Source organism: Paractinoplanes durhamensis (assembly GCF_016862175.1).
In the GTDB taxonomy this organism is placed as follows: Bacteria; Actinomycetota; Actinomycetes; order Mycobacteriales; family Micromonosporaceae; genus Actinoplanes; species Actinoplanes durhamensis.
This window is the reverse complement of the sequence record NZ_BOML01000088.1, coordinates 17,549-38,949: the sequence shown is the minus strand read 5'-3', so window position 1 is coordinate 38,949 and position 21,401 is coordinate 17,549. Positions and strand designations below refer to the sequence as shown.

10 protein-coding genes are annotated in these 21,401 nt (G+C 71.0%); 2 read left to right on the top strand and 8 right to left on the bottom strand.

Annotated elements, in window-relative coordinates; translation table 11 throughout:
* Window positions 1–4: 4 nt before the first annotated feature.
* The 5 genes from Adu01nite_RS45125 to Adu01nite_RS45105 are packed head-to-tail and all read right to left on the bottom strand — an operon-like array spanning window position 5 to window position 13,285.
* Window positions 5–7,669, bottom strand: coding sequence for a type I polyketide synthase (locus tag Adu01nite_RS45125; RefSeq protein WP_203735566.1), 7,665 nt, complete (start codon window positions 7,667–7,669; stop codon window positions 5–7).
* Window positions 7,666–9,357 carry an acyl-CoA dehydrogenase family protein gene (locus tag Adu01nite_RS45120; RefSeq protein WP_203735565.1) on the bottom strand — a complete coding sequence of 564 codons (1,692 nt, stop codon included), beginning with the start codon at window positions 9,355–9,357 and terminating at the stop codon, window positions 7,666–7,668. The genes Adu01nite_RS45125 and Adu01nite_RS45120 overlap by 4 nt, the downstream gene beginning before the upstream one ends.
* A gap of 2 nt (window positions 9,358–9,359) precedes the next feature.
* The gene (locus tag Adu01nite_RS45115; protein ID WP_203735564.1) at window positions 9,360–11,507 is read right to left on the bottom strand and encodes a (Fe-S)-binding protein; all 2,148 of its coding nucleotides are present in this window, start codon (window positions 11,505–11,507) and stop codon (window positions 9,360–9,362) included.
* Window positions 11,508–11,510: 3 nt separating this feature from the next.
* Window positions 11,511–12,479 (bottom strand): electron transfer flavoprotein subunit alpha/FixB family protein, encoded by a 969-nt coding sequence (locus tag Adu01nite_RS45110; RefSeq protein WP_203735563.1) that lies wholly within the window; start codon window positions 12,477–12,479, stop codon window positions 11,511–11,513.
* 26 nt (window positions 12,480–12,505) lie between these two features.
* The gene (locus Adu01nite_RS45105; RefSeq protein WP_203735562.1) at window positions 12,506–13,285 is read right to left on the bottom strand and encodes an electron transfer flavoprotein subunit beta/FixA family protein; all 780 of its coding nucleotides are present in this window, start codon (window positions 13,283–13,285) and stop codon (window positions 12,506–12,508) included.
* A 241-nt stretch (window positions 13,286–13,526) separates the two neighbouring features.
* On the opposite strand from Adu01nite_RS45105, the gene Adu01nite_RS45100 reads away from it, so the two are divergent.
* Window positions 13,527–14,978, top strand: coding sequence for a nitronate monooxygenase (locus tag Adu01nite_RS45100; RefSeq protein WP_203735561.1), 1,452 nt, complete (start codon window positions 13,527–13,529; stop codon window positions 14,976–14,978).
* Window positions 14,979–15,090: 112 nt separating this feature from the next.
* On the opposite strand, the gene Adu01nite_RS45095 is transcribed toward Adu01nite_RS45100, so the two are convergent.
* From Adu01nite_RS45095 to Adu01nite_RS45085, 3 genes are all read right to left on the bottom strand, one after another.
* Window positions 15,091–16,539 carry a HAMP domain-containing sensor histidine kinase gene (locus Adu01nite_RS45095; protein ID WP_203735560.1) on the bottom strand — a complete coding sequence of 483 codons (1,449 nt, stop codon included), beginning with the start codon at window positions 16,537–16,539 and terminating at the stop codon, window positions 15,091–15,093.
* Window positions 16,536–17,219 carry a response regulator transcription factor gene (locus Adu01nite_RS45090; RefSeq protein ID WP_203735591.1) on the bottom strand — a complete coding sequence of 228 codons (684 nt, stop codon included), beginning with the start codon at window positions 17,217–17,219 and terminating at the stop codon, window positions 16,536–16,538. The genes Adu01nite_RS45095 and Adu01nite_RS45090 overlap by 4 nt, the downstream gene beginning before the upstream one ends.
* A 222-nt stretch (window positions 17,220–17,441) precedes the next feature.
* Window positions 17,442–18,605, bottom strand: a complete 1,164-nt coding sequence (locus tag Adu01nite_RS45085; RefSeq protein ID WP_203735559.1) for an amidohydrolase family protein — start codon at window positions 18,603–18,605, stop codon at window positions 17,442–17,444.
* Between the two features lie 571 nt (window positions 18,606–19,176).
* Between Adu01nite_RS45085 and Adu01nite_RS45080 the strand changes: the two genes are divergently transcribed.
* A complete protein-coding gene (locus tag Adu01nite_RS45080; protein WP_203735558.1) occupies window positions 19,177–21,330 on the top strand; it encodes an MMPL family transporter in 2,154 nt (717 codons plus the stop codon).
* Window positions 21,331–21,401 lie beyond the last annotated feature (71 nt).

Below are 21,401 nucleotides of genomic sequence, written 5' to 3'. Positions count from 1 at the left end.
CCCCTCATCCCGCAAGGCTGTTCATGGCCGACCGGAACGGGGCGACCACGGCCTCGGGCAGCGGTTCGGGGAGCCGCACCGTGCGGTATCCCTCGACCCGGACCACCACGGCGCCGTCGCCGGTGCGGACCACGCAGTCGAAGCCGCCCCGTCCGTCCGGCCGGGCCACGGCCAGCAGCCCGGGATCCTCCGCCGGGTCGGCGCCGAGCCGGATCGCGTCGACGTGGCCCGGCAGGGCCAGCCGACCCTCCTGGGCGGCCTCCCACAGCCCGGCCGTCTGGAAACAGAGCTCCACCAGGCGCGGTGCGGTCAGGGTCGGCGCGCCGGTCTGGATCGGCAGGCCCGGCGCGAAGCGGGCCGCCGCGCCGTCGTCCTGACGCCACGCCGAGCCGACCACCTGGTAGGCGGGACCGTGGAAGTACAGCCGGTAGACCTCGTCCGAACTGAGCTCCGGCGCCTGCGCGGCCACCTTGCGCTCGTCGTGGCCGGCCGGGCATGGCTGTGCGGCCAGGCGTACCGACCCGGTGAAATGGATCGTGCGCTGCACCTGGCCGGTGCCGGGCAGCGTGCGTTCGGCGGACAGCCGGCACTCGGCCAGCAGGTCAGCGCCGGCCGGGCGCACCAGCGCCGTGACGCGCAGCGTGCGAGGCTCGTCGCGGTAGAACTTCACCGGCGCCGAGAAGTCCACGTTCTCGACGGCCACCACGTGCCAGCCGGGCACGAGCAGGCGGGCCGCCTCGGCGAAGGCCTCGATGCCCATCACCCCCGGCAGCACCGGGGTGCCGCCGATGCGGTGGTCGTCCAGGAACGGTGTGGTCGCCGGGTCCAGCGTCGTGTGCACGACCAGTCCGTCGTGGACGCTGATGCCGATCGGGGAAGCCGCAACCGGTCCGCCGGCCGGCAGGTTCGCCGGGTCCAGCCCGCCCGTCCGGTGATACTCGGCGGCCATCTCGCCCAGCGCGCCGGCGACAACCACCTCGCCGCCGGCCGAGCCGGAGGTCAACTCCCGCCGGATCCAGGCCACGCCGGCCGCAGCCGGGAGCATTTCGACTCCGGCCCGCGCCATGAGCGTGGGGATCGAGCCGCGCGTGGCCATCCCGATGTCGCCCCACGCCGTCCAGTCGATCGCGAGGGCCCGGACCTCGGGACGGTTGCGCCGCAGACTGCTCAAGATCTTGCACTGCAGGTCGTTCGCGGCGCTGTAGTCGGTCTGCCCGACATTGCCGAACCGGCCCGCGACCGAACTGAACGCGATGACAGTGCCCAGCGGCAGCCCACGCGCGGCGTGCAGCACGTTGAACAGCCCGTCGCCCTTCACGCCGAGCACGAGGTCGAACTCGGCCGGTTCCTTGTCCGGCAGGGCGTGGCTGATCTCCACCCCGGCCGCGTGCAGCAGCACGTCGATCCGGCCGCCGGTCTCGCGCACGCCGGCCATGGCACTCTCGACGGCGGCGGGATCGGTAAGGTCGACGCTGTGGTAATGAGCTGATCCGCCGGCCTGTTCGACCGCCTGCACGGCCGACAGCGCCGCCCGCAGCCGTTCGAAGCGGGCCAGTTCCCGATCGATCAGCACCGGGGTGGGCCGCTCGCCGCGCTCGCGAAGCCGGTCCGCCAGTTCGGCCTTGAAGCCGTCCCGATCCTCGGCGTACCGGCGCAGGTCGGGGTCCGCCGGGTCCGGCTTCGGTGTCAGGTCGAGCAGGTGGAAGGTGCCACGTGAGGCGGCCGCGAGGTCGGCCGTGATCGCCGACACGATACTGCCGGCCGCACCGGTGACCACGAAGACCTGGTCCGGGCCGAGTTCGGCGTCCGCGACCGGGAACGGCCGCTCCGCCAGGCCGACCCCCCAGCGCCGGCCGTCGGCGTACCCCACTTCGACGCAGCCGGGATCCCGCAGCGTCTCCTCCACCAGCCGGTCCGCCGGTGCCGCCGTCTTCCGGCTGACCTCGAAGTCGACCGCCTTGACCAACGCGTCCGGGCGCTCCCGGCGGTATGCCTTGGCGAAGCCGGTGACCGCACCGCCCATCGGGCAGGTGGCGCCGGCCTCGTCGTAGCCGTGGTAGCCGCCGAGCCTGCTCGCGGTCACCAGGAACGGGCTGTCGTCGTAGAGCCGCCGCATGGTGGTGTAGAGGCCGCGAACGCGCCGGTTCAGCGCCGCCCGCCAGCCGCCGAGGTCGAGCGTGTCCAGTCCGCCCTCGTCGTCGAGCGCCGCCAGCCAGTACACGCCGTGCACCGGACCGGCGGCCAGGGCCGGCTCCAAAGCCGCGCCGGGGTCGTCGGGGTCGAGGGTCACCACCTGGACCCCCAGCCGGGTCAGCCGGGTCACCAGCGCGTCGCCGACGCCACCCTGGTCGGGCAGCACTACGACGCGGGTGCCAGCGTCCAGCGTGACGCCGGTGGGGACACAGGCGGCCGACTCCGGGCGCAGCGCCGCAACCGGCATCCGCCGGACGATCCCGTCGGTGGCCGCGAGGTCACCGACGACCGTGGCCGCGTCACCGGTGACCGCTGCCGTGTTCGGCGACCCGGCCCCGGCTCGCGCCCGCGAAGCCGGCTCGCCGGTCTTTTCCCGGACCCAGCCGATGACGTGGCTGAGGGTCGGGAAGTCGCGGAGCCGCAATTCGTCGTCGCGGGGCACGGCGAACCGTTCCCGGACCGCCGCGAACACCTCCGCCTGCTTGACCGTGTCGACACCCAGATCCGCTTCCAGGTCCAGGTCCACGTCCAGCAGGTCCGGCGGGTAGCCCGTCAGCCCCGAGACGATCTCCACCACCGCCTCGGCGATCTGGTCCCCGGCGGGCGGCTCGACCGCCGCCGGCCGAATCGGCTCGGGCGGTGCCGTCACCTGCGCGACGGCAGGCTCCACGGCCGGCGCCGGCCGGGCCGGCGGCGCCGCGGCGACGTGCTGGTCGATGACGACCGACGGTGCCACCGGCACGGGGGCGGCGGCCGGCACGGGGACGGCCGGCGCGGGTCGCGCCACCGGCGCGCCGCTGTCGGCGACGCGCAACCGGCGCTGCCGGACCTCCACCTGGGCGCCCGGGCCACCCGCCTCGGTCAGCCAGCGTTGCCACGCCGCCGGGTCGACGATCCGGTACGCGTAGCCCAGTTCGCTGGGCGCCCGGTGCCGGCCGTCCGCGAGCGGCGTCCAGCGCAGCAGTGACATGGCGATCTGCGAGCCGAAACCGGCCGCCAGCCGCAGCGCGTACCGCACCGGGTAGGCGCCGCCGGTGGACAGGTTGAGCGACCCCAGCTCGGGGTCGGGCTCCTTGAAGTTGGGCACCGGCGGAACCAGCCCGGTCTCCAGCGCCTTGATCGCGACCACGTCCTCGATACCGGCACCCATCGCATGCCCGGTGAAGCCCTTGGTGTTCGTGATGACGACGGCGTCGGCCTCCGCGCCGAACACCCGGCGCAGCGCGTTGATCTCGGCGGACGCGCTGCCGCCGCGCGCCGGGGTGTAGGTCTCGTGCGACACGAAGACGGTTTCCGGCGCGATCGCGTGGCGGCGCACGCCGCGAGCCTCGGCCTGCTCGAGAAGCCGATCCATGACCTGGCCGATGTGCTCGACGTCGAGCCGGGTGCCGTGGAACGCGCTGTTCGCGGTGACCGCGCCGAGGACCTCGCAGATCGGCTGCAGCCCCCGCTCGCGCGCCGCGTCGGCGGACTCGACGACGAATGCCGCGGCGCCCATCCCGACGATCATGCCGTGCCGCCGCCGGTCGAACGGCGTCGCCGCCTCCTCGACGATGTCGTCGGTCGCGGCCGCCCCGGAGGCGAGGAATCCGGACGCCAGCCAGGGCAGCAGGGCGTCGGAGGTGGCGTCATCGGCGGACACCACGACGACCCGCCGGCACCGGCCGGCCCGGATCCAGTCCTCGGCCAGTGCCGTCGCCTGGGTCGTACTCGCGCAGGCGGCGTTGATCTGGGTGTTCGGCCCGCGGGCTCCGATGAGCTCGGCGAACTGGGAATGCCCCATGGACAGTGTCCGGAACAGGAACCGCCGGTCGAAGGCGTACGGATCGGTGGCCAGCAGGTGGCGCAGATCTACGATGCGCCGGTCCACCTCGGCGGTGGCCGGTCCGTCGGCGTCCAGCCGGTCCCGGACGGCCTCGAGGGCGAGCAACTGCTCGCGGCGGCCCCGGTCGGTGACGTACCGCTCGATGTCCTTGGCGAAGTTGTCGTAGCCCGGGAACGCCGACGCGAAAATCACCCCGGTGTCGTCGCGCATCGAGGCGGGCAGGCCCCAGCGGTCGGGCAGAGTGGTACCCAGGGTGGTCGTCTTGTACTGCTTGACCAGGGGGATGCCGGCGTCGCGCAGCGCGTCGAACCCGGCGCCGATGGCCAGCCGGGTGGCGTTGTCGAGCGCCACGTCGCGTTCGGCGTCGACGCCGAACTCGGTGACCAGATCGACCGGTGCGCCCCGGCCGGCGAGCTTGACGACGTCGGACTCGTTGTCGATCGTCTCGAACGTGGGGTCGCCGGATTCCCGCTTCACCAGCCGGGTGATGTGCCGGTCGACCATCGCCCGGCGCAGCCGGTGCGGGATGGTGTCGATGAACTGCTGGCCGGCCAGGATCCGAGCCACGTTCTCGTCGTCGAAAACCCGCTGGACGCCGGGCAGTCCGAGCGCGGCGCCGGTCACCACCACCGGCTCCGCGACCGTGGCCGGTGGCCGTCCGGGGGAGGAGCCGGTGTAGACGTGCATACCGCGTTCGAGGACGTCGGCGAACAGGTGGCCCAGTTCGGTGTACCGGTCGGTGGTCATGGGGGTCCTCCCCGCAGTGGTCGGGTTGCCGGTGGCGATCGGTTCCGAGATGGCTGGGCGGCCGGCGGCCGGTGGGGTGAAACCCAGACCGGCGGCATACAGGCCGCAGAGCGCCTGGTTGAAGGACACCACGTCGCCGGCCTTCGGGTGGTTGGTGAACAACGCCGTCACGTCGTCACCGAGGACGTCCTCGACGAATCCGTGCAGGGCCTTCTTCGGGCCGACCTCCACGAAGACCCGGGCGCCGGCGGCGTACAGCGTGCGCAGTCCCCGGACGAACTGCACCGGCGACGCGACCTGCCGGCCGAGCAGGTCGAGCATGGTCTCGACGTCGGCGTCGGCCGGGTAGAACTCGCCGGTCACGTTGGCGACGATGGGAAGTGCCGGTGCCCGGACGTCGAGTCGGCGCAGCGCCACCTTGAGCGGCTCGCTGGCCGGAGCGACGATCGAGGTGTGGAAGGCGTGGCTGACCGGGATCCGGGTGGCGGTCAGGCCGGCCTGCTGGAACGCCGTGGTCGCCCGCTGCACCGCCTCGGTGGCGCCGCCGACGACCGCCTGCTTGCTGCTGTTGATGTTCGCGACGACGACGTATCCGTCGGTCTCCGCCACGATTCGCTCGATCTCCTCGAGCGGGCCGAACACCGCCACCATCGCGCCGTTGTCGGTCATGGTGAGGCTGGCCATCTCCCGGCCACGGGCGCTGACCGCCTCCAGGGCCGCCTCGAACGACAGCGCGCCGGCGGCGACCAGGGCGCCGTACTCGCCGAGGCTGTGGCCCATCACCAGGTCGGGGCGCAGGCCGTAGGAGTCCAGCAGCCGGGTCAGCGCCAGGTCGGTGGCCAGCACCGCGGGCTGGGTGATCTCGGTCTGCATCAGTTGCTGTTCCAGCCGCCGGCGGGTGGCCTCGTCGGTTCCCTCGTCGAAGATGTACGCCGACAGCGGCCGGCCCAGCAGCGGCGCCATCACCCGGTCCGCCTCGGCGAAGGCCTCGGCCACGACGGGTTCACGGGCGCGCAGCTCGTGCAGCATGTTCACGTACTGCGAGCCCTGTCCGGTGTAGAGGAACGCCATCCGGCCCGGAGCGCCGCGTCCCCGGAACACGCCCTGGGCGCGCAGCAGCCGCCAGCGGGCCGGATCGTCGGCACGCAGCGCCTCGACCGCCTTGGTGGCCTTGGCCGCGAGGTCGGCGGCGTCGGCGTAGTCGATGGCGACCCGGACGGCCGCACCGGCGAGCGCGGGATCGGGCGCTGCGGGAGCGGGAGCCCGGCCTGCCGCCGCGTCGGCTGCCAGCCGGGCCAGCTGCCCGGCCACGTCGGCCGCGTCCCGGCCACCGACGACCGCCGCACCACGCAGCGGAGGCCTCGGCACGCCGGCCGAGACCGCAGCCGGCTCCGGCACACCGGCTGACGCGGATGTGCGCCGGCCGAGGTCCGCCCCGGCGTACGAGCGGGAGGTCTGGCCCGGCGGGCGGTGCCGCCCGGGCCGGTACTCCTCGACGACCGCGTGGAAATTGGTGCCGCCGAAGCCGAAGGCGCTGACCCCGGCGCACCGGATGCCGTGCCGGGGCGCCGGCCACTCGCGCAGTTCGGTGTTGACCCGGAACGGGATGGCGTCCCAGTCCACGTTCGGGTTGGGCTGCACGAAGTGCAGACTCGGGGCGAGCACCTTCTCGTGCAGGCCGAGGACCGTCTTGAGCAGCCCGGCTGCGCCCGCCGCGGCCTTGAGGTGGCCGATGTTGGACTTGACCGAGCCGAGCGCGATGGAACCGGTCGTCGCGCCGGCCTTGGCGAACACCTCGCTGAGGCTGCCGAGCTCGGTGGCGTCACCGACCCGCGTCGAGGTGCCGTGCGCCTCCACGCAGGTGGCCAGCGCCGGGTCCAGCCCGGCGATCTGCCAGGCACGCTCCACCGCGAGCCGCTGCCCGACCGGGTTCGGGGCGGTGATGCCCTTGCCACGGCCGTCGCTGGAGCCGCCGAGGCCGAGCAGGACGGCATAGATGCGATCGCCGTCCCGTTCGGCGTCGGCCAGGCGCTTCAGGACGAACAGTGCTGCGCCCTCTCCCATCACGAACCCGTCGGCGCCGGCGTCGAACGGTCGCGTGCCGGTGGCCGACAGTGCACCGATCTTGCAGAACTTCACGAACGCGGCCGCATTCATGTTGCGGTCGACCCCGCCGGTGACCGCGGCGTCGAAGTCGCCGGCCTGCAATCCGCGGACCGCCGCGGACATCGCGGCCAGTCCGGAGGCGCACGCCGCGTCGGTGGTGAAGTTGGGGCCGCGGAAGTTGAAGAGGTTGGCGATCCGGCCCGCGATCACGTTCGCCAGTTCGCCGGGCATGGTGTCCTCGGTGATCTCCGGCAGCCCGGCCAGGAACGACTCGCGGGTCTCGGCCAGGACCGCGGAACGCACCGCCGGCGGCAGCGCCGCGAACGACGGCGCGGCGCTCAGCCGGTGTGCCACCTCGGCCAGCTGCACCCGCAGGACGGTGCGGTACTGCTTGTCACCGCCGATGGCGTTGCCGATGATGACCGCGACCCGCTCCGGATCCACCGTCCAGTCCGGCCAGCCCGCGTCGAGCAGGGCCGACCGGGCGGCGGCGACCGACCATTTCTGGCCGTCCTCCATCTGGGCGGAGACGGCCGGCGGCACGGGCAGCCGCCAGCCGAGCGGATCCCAGGTGAAGTCGCGGACCCAGCCGCCGATCCGCGAGTACGTCTTGTCGGGGGCGTGCGGGTCCGGGTCGTAGAAGAGCCCGGGATCCCAGCGCTCCGGCGGCACGTCGCTGATGGAGTAGCGGCCGCCTTTGATGTTCGTCCAGAACGTGGCGGCGTCCGGCGCGTCGGGCATGATGGCGCCGAGTCCGACGACGGCGACGGGAGCGGGCGCGGCGTGGGGGACAGTCATGATGACGCAACCTCCGCAGGAGATGTCCGGTCGTACAGGGCGTCGGCGATGTCGTCCAGGTCGGCGAGCAGGCCGGCCTGCGCGAGGCGTACCCGGTCCAGCGGAAGCCCGGCGGCCAGGTCCGGCCGGGGATCCGGCCCGGTGGGGGCCGGCTGCGCCCCGACGATCCACCGCAGGCCTTCGTCGGCGAGCTTCAGCGCGGTGTCCCGGGCGAAGACGCGGCTGATCGCCGCCAGAGCGGCCGGTGCGAATCGCCGGTCGGCCTTCTCCGGCAACGTGCCGGCGGCGGCCGCGGCGGCGCGGCGGGCGAGGGCGCCGGCGCTCTCGGCGTACGCGATCAGCTCACCGAGGCGTAGCAGGATGTGCTGGCTGCGGGTGAGCCGGCCGGTACGGCAGGCGTCGAGCACCGCGGCGAGGCAGTCCAGTGCCAGAGCCGCGGTCGGCCCGCCGGACTCCGGCGGCAGTTCGGCGAGTTGCCGTGCCATGTCCCGGTGGAAGCGGCCGGCCGTCTTCAGATGCTGCTGCCATCGGTCCCGGGCGATCGTCATCTCGAGGATCTCCGACGTGCCCTCGTAGATGGTGGTGATCCGGACGTCCCGTTTGATCTTCTCCACCAGATAGGGCCGGGTGTAGCCGTACCCGCCGTGTGCCTGGATCGCGGCCTCGGCCGCAGCGTTGCCGGCCTCGGTGGCCAGATATTTCGCGATGGCGCCCGCGGTGTTCAGCGCCCCGTCCGCCGCGCCGGCGTCGAGCAGCCCGGAGGTCTCCTCGAGGAAGGCGCGAGCGGCTTCCAGGCGCACCGCGTGCGGCACGATGAGCTTGTGGGTGTAGCCCTGCTTCTCGGACAGCGGCGTACCGCCCTGGATCCGGTTGACGGAGTAGGCGATGGCCCGGTCGAGTGCCTCCCAGCCGCCGCCCAGTCCGAACGCCGCGACCATCACCCGCGTGTAGCCGAAGACCTGCTGCGCCTGGACGAGCCCGCGGCCCTCGACCCGGCCGATCAGGTTCTCGGCCGGCACCAGCACGTCGTCGAGGAACAACGCCGCGGTGTTCGACAGCCTGATCCCGTGCTTGTCCTCGGGGGTGGCGGCGGAGAAGCCGGGTGTGCCCCGCTCGACGACGAACCACGACGGCCCGCCCGGGGCGAGGGCGAGGATCGTGCAGAAGTCCGCGATGGACCCGTTGCTGATCCACTGTTTGCGCCCGGTCAGCCGGTACCCGGTGACCCGGCCGTCGGACTCGACCGGCGTTGCCGTGGTGGTCAGCGCGCCCAGGTCGCTGCCCGCCTCCGGTTCGGTGGCGCCGTAGGCGAACAGCACGCCCTGCTCGGCGATCCGGCCGAGCCACTCCTTGCGCTGCTCCGGGGTGGCGCCGACCAGGATCGGATCGCTGCCCAGGAAGGTGGCGAACACCCCGGTGGCGACGCCGATGTCGATCCGGGCCATCCGCTCGCAGATCCGGTACGAGTCGAACGCGCCACCGCCCAGGCCGCCGTACTCCTCCGGGATGAAGACCAGGTGTACGCCGAGGTCGTCGCCGCACATCGCGCGGATCGTCTGTTCGGGACAGATGTCGTCACGGTCGAGGTCGAGTCGTCGGCTCTCCGGCAGTTCCTGGGCGACGAAGTCGTCCAGCGAGGACAGCATGAGGTGGAGCGTGTCCCGGTCGAGGCCGGTGGTCGTCGTCATGGCTAGGTCCTTCCGGGGTCGTCCGCGGTGATGGGTGCCGGCCGGTCCGCGCCGGTCGGCGGGGCGGCGGGATCGTGTACGGCGCGCAACAGGATCTCGGCCACGTCGGTCACCGTGACGTGGGTGCCGGCCCGGCCCTGCTGCCGGCGCAGCGCCACCCCGTCGGCGAGCATGTCGACGCAATAGGGGCAGGCCGCCGCGACCATGTCCGGCCCGGTCTCGAGCAGTTCGTCGGTCCGCTTCTCGTTGATCCGGGTGCCGAGCGTCTCGTCCAGCCACATCCGGGCCCCGCCGGCGCCGCAGCAGAAGGACTTCTCCCGGGTGCGCTCCGGTTCCGCCAGGCGGACGCCGGGCAGGTTGCCGAGAATCTCGCGAGGAGGGGTGAAGATCCGGTTGTGCCGGCCGAGGTAGCACGGATCGTGGTAGGTGACGGTGGCGTCGACCGGCGTCACCGGGGTGAGGCGGCCGTCGGCGACGAGTCGGGCCAGCAGTTGCGTGTGATGCAGCACCTCGTAGTTCCCGCCCAGTTGCGGGTACTCGTTGGCCAGGGTGTTGAAACAGTGCGCGCAGGTCGCCACGATCCGGCGGACGCCCGCGCTGTCGAGGGTCTCCACGTTCTGGGCGGCGAGCTGCTGGAACAGCACCTCGTGGCCGATCCGCCGGGCCGGGTCGCCGGTACACGTCTCGCCGCTGCCGAGCACCGCGAACCGCACCCCGGCGGTGTGCAGCAGTTGGGCCACTGCGCGGCTGGTGCGTTGCGCGCGGTCGTCGAAGGCGCCGGCGCAGCCCACCCAGAACAGGTATTCGACGTCGTCGGGAAGCCGGTCGCCGTCCAGCGTGCGCACCGGGAAGTCGAGCCCCGCGGTCCATTCGGTACGGGCCCCGGCTCCCCGGCCCCACGGATCACCGGCATGTTCGAGGTTGCGCAGCAGCACTCCGGCCTCGGGCGGGAAACTGGACTCCATCAGCACCTGGTAGCGACGCATGTCGACGATGTGGTCGACGTGCTCGATGTCGACCGGGCACTGCTCCACGCAGGCGCCGCAGGTGGTGCACGACCAGAGCACGTCCGGGTGGATGACGCCGTCGGTGCCGACCAGCGGGGTCTGCGCGGCGGCCGCGGCCAGCGCGTCCACCCGGGACTTGGCACCGGCCAGCAGGTACGGCGCGGCGGCGAGAGCATGGTCACGCAAATCCATGACCAGCGATTTGGGGGACAGCGGCTTGCCGGTGTTCCAGGCCGGGCACTGCGACTGGCACCGCCCGCACTCCGTGCAGGTGGCGAAGTCGAGCAGGCCTTTCCAGGTGAAGTCCTCGATCGAGGCGCGGCCGATCCGGTCATGTTCGCCGGGGTCCTCGAAGTCGACCGGCTTGCCCGCGGAGTACACCGGCAGCAGGGCGCCCAGCGCCCGCGGCCGGCGGCCGAACGCCACGTTGCCGGCCGCGGTGAAGATGTGCAGGTGCTTGGAGTGCACCACGAGAACCAGGAACAGCAGGAGGATGCCGAGCGCGGTGAGTAGACCGGCGGTCTCCACGACGTCGTTACCGGTCGCGCCGAGCGGCCGGATCAGCCGGGCCACGGCCTCGGAGACGAAGGCGCCGCTGCGGTACGGGAAATTGCCGGTGTTGATCTGGGCACCGCGGTAGAGCACCAGGCTCCACACCACGTTGAAGATCATGAACAGCACCAGCCAGGCGGCGTCCAGGTGCGAACCGAAGAAGCGTGAGCCGCGGCCTTCCCGGGCGGGCGAGTGCCGGATCCGGATCGCCGCGAAGATGAGCACCGACGCCAGGGTCGCGACGACGAACAGGTCCTCCAGGAAGCCGAGCCAGGGCTGGTTCCCGATGAGCGGCAGGTGGAAGTCGCGCTGGAACAGCGCACCGTACCCCTCGATCACGGTCAGGCCGAGGACCAGAAAACCCCAGAACGCCAGCACGTGCGCCAACCCCGGAACGGTCCAGGTCAGCAGCTTGCGCTGGCCGAGGACCTCGGTGAGTTCGGCGCGCAGCCGGGCGGCCCCGCCGCGGGTGCGGCCCGGCTCGACCGGCTGGGCCACCCGGCCGAGCCGGACGAGCATGGCGAGCCGCCGGCCGGCGACCGTGAACGCCAGCCCGGTCATCACCAGTCCGAGGATCATGCGCAGCGCCATGCCTCAGCCTCTTCGATTTTCGATCTCACCGATCAACGCCGGCAGGACGACGTGCAGGTCGCCCACCACGCCGAAGTCGGCGATCTGGAAGATCGGCGCCTTCGGGTCCTTGTTGATCGCCACGATGGTCCGGGATCCCTGCATGCCGGCCCGGTGCTGGATCGCCCCGGAGATGCCGCCGGCCACGTACAGCTGAGGGGCGACCGTCTTGCCGGTCTGCCCGATCTGCAGCTCGTGCGGGCACCAGGTCAGGTCGGTGGCGGCCCGGGACGCCCCGACCGCGCCACCGAGTACGTCGGCCAGCCGCTCGATCAGCCGGAAGCCTTCGGCGGAACCGACACCGCGGCCGCCCGCGACGACGACGGTGGCCTCAGTCAGTTCCGGCCGCCCGGTCGTTGCCTTCGGACGGCGCGCCACCACCCGGGGGACCGCGGGTGAGGCCGGATCCTCCAGATCGACGCGCTCGACAACCGGCCGGACGGGGGTCGCCACCGGCTCCGGAGTGACGGCGTTCGGCCGTACGGTGATGATCGGCGTGCCGCGGCGCACCCGGCCCTCCACCAGCCAGGTGCCGGCGAACACCGACTGGGTGACCACCGGGCCACCGGCCTCGGCGCGCACCTGTACCGCATCGGTGACGATGCCGGCGTCCAGCCGGACCGCGACGCGGGCCGCGACCTCGGTGCCGAGCGGCCCGGAGGTGATCAGGACGGCGGCCGGGGCGGTGCGGGCGGCGAGTTCGGCCACTGCCAGCGCCTCGGCCACCGGCGGGTACGCCGGTGGGGTGAGCGGGGTGACCGCGTACACGGTTGTCGCGCCGTGCCGGCCGAGGGCGTCGACCAGGGCGTCGCTCACGTCGCCGTGGACGACCGCCGCGGGATCACCGAGCCGGCGGGCCAGAGTCAGAAGTTCCAGGCTCGACTTCTGGACGGTCCCGCCGTCGTGGCGGACCAGGACCAGGATTGTGCTCATCTTCGTGGCCTCTCCGGGCTCGTGGTCTACAGGAGCTTGTTGGCGGCCAGGAACTCGGCCAGCCGTACGGCGGCGTCGCCCTCGTCGACGATGACCGTGCCCGCCTCGCGGGGTGGGCTGGGCCGGACCGCGAGTACCTCGGTGGCGGCGCCGGCGGTGCCGACCCGCTCGGGTGCGATCTCCAGGTCGGACAGCGACCAGGTGGTCACCGGCTTCTTCTTGGCGGCGACGATCCCCTTGAACGAGGGGTACCGGGCCTCGCCGGACCGATCGGTGACCGACACCAGGGCGGGCAGGGGCGCGACGACCTCCTCGATCGCGTCGTCGGTTTCGCGCTCGGCGGTCAGGGCGGAACCGTCCACCCGCAGCGTCACCGCGTTCGCCACCGCCGGGAGCCGGAGCAGGTCGGCCACCATCACCGGCAGCACCGACATCTCGGCGTCGGTGGACGCCATGCCGAAGATGACCAGGTCGAACTCCATCCGCCGGAGCGCGGCCGCCAGGACCGACGCGGTGCCGACGGCATCCGAGCCGTGCAGCGCGTCGTCGAGCACGTGCACCGCCCGGTCGCCGCCCATGGCGAGTGCCTTGCGCACCGCGTCGACCGCCCGGGCCGGACCCATCGTCAGGTAGCTGATCTCGGTGGCGGAGCCCGCCTCGACCAGCCGGACCGCCTGCTCGACGGCGTACTCGTCCAGTTCGGAGAGGCGGCCGTCGACGCTGTCCCGGTCGAGCGTGTGGTCCTCGGCGAAGCGCCAGGCCGCGGTCGCCTCGGGAACATACTTGATCAAAACAGCGATCTTCATGTCGAACCGCCCTGGTGTCGTGGTGTCCTGACTACGCAGCGTAGAGACACGCTTCGATCCAAATTCAGGCTCGGACGACCCTTGTCGGCAGAGTCTTCGGACCTCTCGACTTCGCCATCCGGCCGATCTGGAGGGTTCGGGCCGAACGGCACTGGCGGATGCCCGCGCCGTGGCGAGAGTCTCGGCGGGACTGGGTAACACCACCGGCAGGCTCCCGGCACGGCCATGGGGAGACATGATGATGACAAAGTCAGCTCTCGGCCCACGGATCATTCAGGGCGGCATGGGGGTCGCGATCTCCGGCTGGCAACTCGCCCGGGCCGTGTCGCAGGCCGGCCACCTGGGCGTGGTGTCCGGCACCGCGCTGGAGGTGGTCTGCGCCCGCCGGTTGCAGCAGGGTGACCTGGGTGGCGACGTACGCCGGGCGTTGAGCCGTTTCCCGGTGCCGGGTGTCGCCGAACGGATTCTGCGCACGTACTACGTGGCCGGCGGCAAGGCCGCCACGGCACCGTTCCGCCCGGTGCTGCGGTTCAGCCTTCAGCCGTCCCGCGCGCTGGCAGAGCTCACCATCGCCGCCAACTTCGTCGAGGTGTTCCTGGCCAAGGAAGGTCACGACGGCCTGATCGGCATCAACTACCTGCGGAAGATCGACCTCCCGATCCCGTTCGCCTGCTACGGCGCGATGCTCGCCGGCGTCGATCATGTTCTGGTCGGCGCCGGCAACCCGGCCGACCTGCCCGCACTGCTGGACGGGCTGGCCCGCCATCAACCGGTCGAGCTGCCGGTGCGGGTCCGGGGCGGCACGTCCGCGGACGGCGAACACGCGATCCGGTTCGACCCTCGCGCGTACGTCACGCCCGGCCAGGCACCGCCCCGGCGCCCTCTGTTCGATGCGATCGTCGCCTCCGTCGACCTGGCCGCGGCACTGGCCGCGAACCCCGCCACCCGGCCCGACGGCTTCATCGTGGAGGGTCACGAGGCCGGTGGGCACAACGCGCCACCTCGCGGCCCGCGTCGGCTGGACGACGCCGGTCAGCCGGTCTACGACGACCGTGATGAGGTCGATCCCGGACAGATGGCCGAGCTGGGCATTCCGTTCTGGATGGCCGGTTCGTACAGCACTCCGGCCGCCGTGGCCAGGGCGGTGTCCGCCGGCGCCGCCGGCGTCCAGGTGGGTACCGCGTTCGCGTACTGCGAGGAGTCCGGGATGGCCCCCGAGTGGAAGCGTCGCGTCCTCGAACTGGCGGCCCGGGGTGCGGTGCCGGTCCTCACCGACGGGCGCGCCTCGCCGACCGGATTCCCGTTCAAGGTGGTGCAGCTGCCCGGCACCCTGGCCGACGAGGAGGTCTACACCGCCAGGGATCGCGTGTGCGACCTCGGCGTCCTGCGCACCCCGTACCGCAAGGCCGACGGCGCCGTCGGCTACCACTGCCCCGCGGAACCCGTGACCATGTATCGCAACCACGGCGGACGGGAGGCCAACACGGTCGGGCGGAGATGCCTGTGCAACGGGCTGATGGCGGCGGCCGGGCTCGCTCAGCAGCGAGCCCACGACTACACCGAGCCGCCGGTGATCACCGCCGGCACGGACTTCACCGGCGTACGGCACCTGCTGCGGCGCCGGCCGGGCGACCGGCCGACCTACCACGCCGCGGATGTGGTGGCCTATCTGCTCGGCCCGGCCGAGGACTGAGGCTTTCCGATCGGTGGTGGTGCAGGACCGGTGGCCGGCGCAGGACCAGGATCGCCTGCCGGTAACTTCCGCGGCCGGTCGGCGCCCGCGCCCGCCGCACCCCAGGGGCGCATCAGCGCACCGCGGTACCGTTCCCGGCGGTGAACCACTGGCTCCCGGTGGGTGGGGACGCGGCCGGAAGGCCGACCTGGAGCAGCGCGCCACCGCGGGTGGAGCGGCCGGCCGTGACCCGGCCGCTGTGGGCGTCGACGACCCGCTGCACGATAGACAGCCCGAGACCGGATCCCGGCAACGCCCGGGCGCTGTCGGCACGGTAGAACCGGTCGAACACCCGCGGCGCGTCGGCGGCGTCGATGCCTGGTCCGGCGTCGTCGACCTCCAGGATCGCCGACGCGCCGACGGCACGGAGCCGGACATGGACCGGTTGGTTCGCGGGGGACCACTTGCCGGCGTTGTCGATGAGGTTGAGCACAGCCCGCTGCAGCGCGGCGGGACGCCCGCTCACCCACACGGAGCTCACGTCGAGCGCGACCTCGATGTCGGGCATGCGCGAACGCGCCCGGGCCGCGGCGGCCACCACCACGTCGGCGAAGTCGATCAGCTCGGTGCTCTCGTCGCTGACGTCACCGCGTGCCACCTCGGTCAGCTCGGCGGCAAGGGTGCTCAACTCGGCCACCTGGGCGCCGAGATCGTTGAGCAGCCGGGTCCGGCTCTCCGCCGGCAGTGAGCTGTCCAGGGTGCCCCGCCGATCGAGCCGGATCAGCAGCTCGACGTTGAGGCGCAGGCTGGTGAGCGGGGTCTTGAGTTCGTGGGCGGCGTCCTCGGCGAGCAGCCGCTGAGCCTGCCGAGAATCCCGCAGCGCGGCGAGCATGTCGTTGATCGACCGGATCAGCTGCCGGATCTCGCCACCGCCCTCGTCCGGGATGTCGGCGTCGAGGTCCCGGGTGTCCGCGACATGAACCGCGGCGGCGGTCAGCCGGTCGATCGGTGCCAGCGCGGCCCGCGCCACGGAACGCCCGACAAGGGCGCCGCCGGCCACGCAGAGCAGCCCGATCAGCAGCATGCCGAACCCGAACTGGTTGACCGGGCTGTCGTCGGCGAGGTCGGCCACCTGGACCGCACCGTCGCCCACCCGCAGCGTGTAGACGCGGTAGCCCTCGTTCCAGTCGGTCGACTCCAGCAGGTCGATCGACGCGCCCTCCGCGACGCGCCCGGCTTGCTCGCTGACCGGGGGCAGCGCTGGTTGGCCGGCCGGCGTCCTGGTTGACCCGTCGGACAGGATGACCCGCACCAGCCGACCGGATCCCGGGTACGGCGGCAGCTGGACCTGGGCCAGACCGGCGCGCTCCGCGTTGGTTGCCAGGACGCGGGAGTCGGCGTGCAGCTGATCCTCGGCGGCGTCCAGCAGCTTGCGGTCCATAAGCTCGCTGGCCACCTGGAAGGACACGAACACGCTGACCGCGATGGCGGTCGCCGCGATCACCGTCACCCTGGTCCGCAGAGAGCGCCCGCGCCACCACCGGGTCAACCGGCGCCGCTCCCGGCCCCCGGACCTGCTCACGGAGGAGTCTCCCGCAACGTGTATCCCAGTCCGCGCAGCGTGTAGATCAATCGCGGCTCACCCTCCGCCTCCATCTTGCGGCGCAGGTAGCTCACGTACACCTGAAGGTTGTTGTCGGTGGTGCTCATGTCGAAGCCCCAGATCGCCTCGAACAGCGCGTCGCGGGTCAACACCCGGGTCGCGTTGCGCACGAGCACCTGCAGGAGGGAGAACTCGGTCCGGGTCAGGCGCAGCAGCCGCCCGCCGCGCCACGCCTCGAAACGGTCGGGATCGATCCGCACGTCGGCGAACGACAGGACCGGCGACTCCGCGCCGGCCGGCGCGCGCCGACGCAGCAGGGCCCGCACCCGGGCCAGCAACTCCTCGGTGGCGAACGGCTTGGGCAGGTAGTCGTCGGCGCCCGCGTCCAGTCCCGCGACCCGGTCGGAGACCTGATCCCGGGCGGTCAGCATCAGCACCGGAAGATCCCGGCCCGCCGCCCGCAACCGCCGACAGGTCTCCAACCCGCCGAGACGGGGCATCATCACGTCCAGGATCAACAGATCCAACGTGTCACCCGCCATGCCCTCGACCCCGTCGAGCACAGCGAGACCGTTGGCAACCGTACTGGTGTCGTACCCCTCGACCTGGAGCACCCGCTCCAGCGACTCACGGATGGCCGCCTCGTCATCCGCGATCATGATCCGCACTCCAGCCCTCCTCCAACCGACCAACCGACGCCTTTGACGCTCATCCTCCCCGATCAACCTGAGGTCAGTATTAAAGTCGCCGCCGCTGTGCCGTGTTCACGGATGCACGACGATCTCGGCCACGCAGCCAAGGACGTGCCGGCCGCGGATAACCAGGCGGGTCGACCCGCTGGGGATCTCAGGAGAGTCGCTACTGCTATCGACGCCGGCGCATCACTTCACGGACACTTTCATTCTGAACAGTTTCTCTGCATTTCGGAACGCGATTTTCTCCTTGTCCTCGCGTGGCAAATCGACTCCGCGGAACCAGTCGGTCTGCGCCCGTATGTCCGCGAACGGGTAGTCGGTTGCGAACATCACTCGATCCACGCTTATGAACTTCAGCAGGAGATCGAGCAGTTCGGTCTGGGGGAATGCGCTGGTTGTGACCCAGAAGTTGTCCTGGAAGTATTGCTCGAAGGGCTTCTTGAGCGAGTTTTCGGTCGGCTCGCCCATGTCATTGACGATCCGCTCGTAGTAGAAGGGAAGCCCTTCGCCCATGTGGCCGATGATGATCTTCAGTTTGGGGAATCTGTCGAAAACCCCGTACGTGATCATCCGAATACATTGGGTCAGCACCTCCTGGTGCCAGCCATATCCAGACCCACTGAAAATGTAGTCTTGGAACTCTCCCGTGTAGTTGGACCGTGTGGTGCTGTAAAGGATCTTGAAGATCTCGTCAGCTGGATAGCCGGGATGCAGGTAGATCGGTACGTCGAGCGCAACGGCACGTGCCAGCACAGGCTCGAAATCGGGATGATCGAGATACCTCTTCGTGATGTGTCCGTTGGTCAGTGCGCCCAAGAAGCCATCTTCCCGAACCGAGCGCTCCAGTTCGTCCGCCGCCGCCTCCGGACTCTGCAAGGGCAAGGTGGCAAAAGCCTTGAAGCGGCCCGGATATTCGGCGATCGGCCCGTCTACAAGTTTCCGGTTAAGACGATAGGCAAGGTCGATGCCCTTTTGCCCCGGCACATTTTGTACGGACGGTGTATGGGCAGAGAGGATTTGAACGTCGAGTCCCCCGGCGTCCATGTCGCCGATGCGGCGTTGGCCTAGATCCGCAAGGCCAATTTCCTCGAGGAAAGCTATGTGATCCTCATTGATGGAGTTCAGCTTCAACAACGTGGGAGTCGAAAATGTCTCCTCCGTGCCGATGAAGGGCAGGTCCCGGTCTCGCTGGTAAATTTCCGCGGTCTTGTCCGCGTTCTGGTCCGGAGTCTTCTCCGGAGTCTTCTTGTTGTCGCTCGCTGCCGAGGCGATGGCATGCGAGGACACGCCGGCGCCGATGCCGAGTGCCGTGGCGGCGGCCAGGAAGCTGCGGCGTCCCATGGGCTTCATGTCAGTCTCTCTTCAGGTGTTTGTCTGGTGTGGTGTCCGTGCGGCATCCGCCTGGTGGACGCCCCGAACCTTGACAGCCCGGGCGGCGCTTCCCTGACGGCGCTGCATCCGCGGTCATCACCAGCCTCCAGCCGGCCGATTACCCCGCTTGTCTGACGCCGACTTCGTACCTGTCGAATCTGAGACGATCATTAATGTGCTGCTCAGGCCGGTTGTCCGAACCAGGTGCCCGGGGTCGAACGGCTTCGTGGCGTCCTCGCCGGGCTGCCGCTACCGCAGCGCACGGGCGTCTGGTCCTGGCCGTGGACGTCAGTGCCCGGCTGTGGACCGCACCGTCAACACCGTCACCGCCCGCACGGACCCGGGCGACGTCGACGCCTCGCTCATCCCGCCCAACGGCTGGTGCCCAAGACGCGCCCACCGAGTGTGACCTCGACGTCATGGTGCCGGCGTGTGCGCCGGGCACCTGGCTCGCACAACCGGCCTGAACAGCACATTAATGATCGTCTCAGATTCACTCGGTACGAAGTCGGCCTCGGACAAGCAAGGTAACGCCCGCTTAGGAGGATCGATGACAGTCAACGTAGCGCCGACCAGGGAAGCGCCGCCTGGTCGGCTGGCCGGCCGGTGGGTGCCGTGGGTGGTAATCGGCTTGTGGGTGACCCTGGCGGCGGTCATGGTGCCGTTGAGCGGCAAGTTGAGCTCGGTTACCACCGACAAAGCCGTGGACGCCCTGCCGGCCAGTGCCGAGTCCACCAAGGTGGCGATGCTGGAGGAGAGCATTCCCGGCGCGGAGGACAACACGTTCGTCTTCGTGTACCACCGCGCCGGCGGCTTGACCTACGCCGACCGCGCCACGGTCGAACGCCACTACGACACCCTGGCCAAGCGGTACCCGCCGAAGACGGCGACGTCCGGCGAAGAGGATGACGACGGTCCCCCGATCAGGCCGTCCACCAACGGCAAGGCGATGATGTTCACCCTCGACCTGAGCACGACCTACGGTCCGCCGGAGGAGCTCGTCGGCCCGTTGCGTGACGCCGCGAAGGACCGGCCCACCGGCCTGGAACTCGAGGTGACCGGCCCGGCCGCCATCGACGGCGACCTGGACGCCGTCTTCGACGGCATCGACCTGCAGGTCTTCCTCACCACCGTCATCGTCGTCGCGATCCTGCTCATCCTCACCTACCGCAGCCCGGTGTTGTGGTTCGTCCCGCTGGTAGTCGTGGGCGTGGCCGCCCTGACCTCGATGGCGACCGTCTACCTGCTCGTCAAGGGCTTCGGCATCGTGGTCGACAACCAGAACTCGGCGCTGCTGACGATCCTGGTGTTCGGCGTCGGCACCGACTACGCGCTGCTGCTCATCGCCCGATATCGGGAGACACTGCATCACCACCAGAACGTCCGAGTCGCGATGATCCACGCGCTGCGTGGGGCCGCGCCGGCCATCATCGCGTCCGCGGCCACCGTGGTCGCGGGCCTGCTCTGCCTGCTCGCCGCGGACCTGAACAGCATCAGCGGGCTCGGCCCGATCGGCGCGGCCGGCATCCTGTGCGCGCTGGTGGCCATGCTGACCCTGTTCCCGGCGGTGCTCGTGGTGCTCGGCCGCCGGATCTTCTGGCCGGCCATCCCGCGGTTCAACACGGCCATGCAGGAGAAGCCGGGGCTGTGGGGACGGCTCGGCACCGCCATCAGCCGCCGCCGGTGGGTGGCGACGCTCGGCTCGTTCGGCATCCTCGGCGTGCTCTGCATCGGCCTGACGGGTAACACCGGCGCTCTGCGGGAGCAGGACCAGTTCCTGTCCCCGCCGGAGTCGGTCACCGGCTTCACGGTTCTGCGCCAGAACTTCCCGGAACTCGGCGGCCAGCCGATGACCATCTACACGCGGCCGGCGTACCAGAAGCAGATTCTCGACGTCGTCAAGCGCACTCCCGGCGTGGCGCAGGCCGAACCGGGCCAGACCGTCCAAGGCTGGACAGACATCTCCGTGTACCCGACCGACGCTCCGGACACCCTCGCCGAGTACGACACCATCAAGCGGGTGCGCACCGCCGTGCACGCGGTCAACGGGGCGGAGGCAATCGTCGGCGGGCCGAGCGCGGAGAACCTCGACACCGAGGTCACCACCAGCCGCGACGAGAAGCTGGTGATCCCGCTGGTGCTCGCCGTGGTCCTGATTGTCCTCGGGCTGCTGCTGCGCGCGATCACGGCCCCGCTGGTCCTGATGGCGACGGTGATCGTCTCGTTCGCCGCGGCCTTCGGCGGCAGCGTATTTGTCTTCGAGACGATCTTCGGGTTCAAGGGCATCGATTATTCGGTGCCGCTGCTGGCATTCCTGTTCCTCGTGGCGCTCGGCGTCGACTACAACATCTTCCTGGCCGGCCGAGCCCGGGAGGAGACTGTACGTCTTGGAACCAGAGACGGCATGCTCAAAGCCCTCTCCGCCACCGGTGGCGTCATCACCTCGGCAGGCCTGGTCCTGGCCGCCACGTTCGCGGTCCTCGGCTCACTTCCGCTGGTGATGCTGGTCGAGGTCGGGTTCCTGGTCGCCTTCGGCGTGCTGCTCGACGCCCTGCTCGTGCGGTCGGTCCTGGTGCCCGCCCTTACCCTGCTGATCGGCCGCCGGATCTGGTGGCCGAGCCGGCGGTCCCGGCCGGTGGCGGAGGCGCCGCCGACGGGGCGGCACCCGCTGGCCGACGACGAGGAGCCCGCGCTGCAACGGTAAGCGCGTCCGCGCGGAGGAGATCCGCGACCATCCGACGATCGTGGGGATACCGGCGCCTTCCGTCAGTGTTC

What these genes read in the sequence shown, in the direction of transcription:
- Adu01nite_RS45080 (WP_203735558.1), top strand. Translation starts at nt 19,177, where the DNA reads ATGACAGTCAACGTAGCGCCGACCAGGGAAGCGCCGCCTGGTCGGCTG.
- Adu01nite_RS45105 (WP_203735562.1), bottom strand. Translation starts at nt 13,285, where the DNA reads ATGAAGATCGCTGTTTTGATCAAGTATGTTCCCGAGGCGACCGCGGCC.
- Adu01nite_RS45120 (WP_203735565.1), bottom strand. Translation starts at nt 9,357, where the DNA reads ATGACGACGACCACCGGCCTCGACCGGGACACGCTCCACCTCATGCTG.
- Adu01nite_RS45125 (WP_203735566.1), bottom strand. Translation starts at nt 7,669, where the DNA reads ATGACTGTCCCCCACGCCGCGCCCGCTCCCGTCGCCGTCGTCGGACTC.
- Adu01nite_RS45110 (WP_203735563.1), bottom strand. Translation starts at nt 12,479, where the DNA reads ATGAGCACAATCCTGGTCCTGGTCCGCCACGACGGCGGGACCGTCCAG.
- Adu01nite_RS45100 (WP_203735561.1), top strand. Translation starts at nt 13,527, where the DNA reads ATGACAAAGTCAGCTCTCGGCCCACGGATCATTCAGGGCGGCATGGGG.
- Adu01nite_RS45085 (WP_203735559.1), bottom strand. Translation starts at nt 18,605, where the DNA reads ATGAAGCCCATGGGACGCCGCAGCTTCCTGGCCGCCGCCACGGCACTC.
- Adu01nite_RS45090 (WP_203735591.1), bottom strand. Translation starts at nt 17,219, where the DNA reads ATGATCGCGGATGACGAGGCGGCCATCCGTGAGTCGCTGGAGCGGGTG.
- Adu01nite_RS45115 (WP_203735564.1), bottom strand. Translation starts at nt 11,507, where the DNA reads ATGGCGCTGCGCATGATCCTCGGACTGGTGATGACCGGGCTGGCGTTC.